General features: G+C 59.4%; 2 protein-coding genes. One reads left to right on the forward strand and one right to left on the reverse strand.

Features of this window, described 5'->3' with window-relative positions; genetic code table 11:
• The coding region (locus AC1D17_RS29155) for a DUF2958 domain-containing protein (protein WP_477568666.1) at nucleotides 1–345 on the forward strand (345 nt) is incomplete at its 5' end.
• A gap of 192 nt (nucleotides 346–537) precedes the next feature.
• Here AC1D17_RS29155 and AC1D17_RS29160 read toward each other — a convergent pair.
• The gene (locus tag AC1D17_RS29160; protein WP_477568667.1) at nucleotides 538–816 is read right to left on the reverse strand and encodes an HU family DNA-binding protein; all 279 of its coding nucleotides are present in this window, start codon (nucleotides 814–816) and stop codon (nucleotides 538–540) included.
• Between the last annotated feature and the right edge of the window lie 69 nt (nucleotides 817–885).

The following is an 885-nucleotide window of genomic DNA, read 5'->3' on the forward strand; positions in this document are numbered from 1 at the left end:
ATGCAACTCATCACCGATGAAATCCGCAGTGCCCTTATCGCCAACGGCCAGCGCTTCCAAAGCAATCCAGACTTTGATCCGCATCCAGTCGTCAAGCTGTTCACGCCGGACGCGGCCGCTACCTGGCTCATCACCTCCGCCGAACCTGAAGATCCCGATCTGCTCTTTGGACTCTGCGACCTGGGGGTCGGGTTTCCGGAGCTCGGCTCCGTTCTCCTCTCGGAGATTGATTCTGTTCGCGGACGCCTCGGGCTGCGCGTAGAACGGGACCTCGCCTTTAAGGCGGACCGGCCGATTTCCGCCTATGCCAGGCGGGCGATGGCAGCGAGAGCGATCATTGCCTGACACAGTGAGTAAAAAAGGGCCGCAGCCATCGGGTTGCGGCCCTTTTTCTTTGTCTCGTACTATCGAGACCGCGGGAGGCAACGTCAGTCGCTGCCGGCTGATTTTGGCGGCAGACCCACGCCGCCCTGTCTGCTCAGACCGTCTTGTGCCGTGAGCGGCAAAGCCGCCTCAAGGCCCGCGGCCCCTCTCGGCTCACTTATTGAGCGCATCCTTCAGCGCCTTGGCCGGCGCAAAGGTCAGCTTCTTGGCGGCTGCGACCTTGATTGTGGCACCGGTTGCTGGATTGCGCGCTTCGCGCTCCGGTGTGTCCTTCAATTTGAATTTGCCAAAACCGGGCAGCGAAGTCTCATTGCCAGCAACGGAGGCTTCCGTGATTGCAGCGATTACCGCCTCGACAACAGCCTTCCCCTGAACCTTGGACAGGCCATGCTCATTTGCGATCTTCTCTGCGATTTCATTGGTGGTGGTCATGGTCACTCCTCATTGAAAGGAGAAAACCTTTTCACCAAGCCCCGACATTGTCACGGTTCGGATGCACCG

Source organism: Pararhizobium sp. P1_E7 (assembly GCF_056405855.1).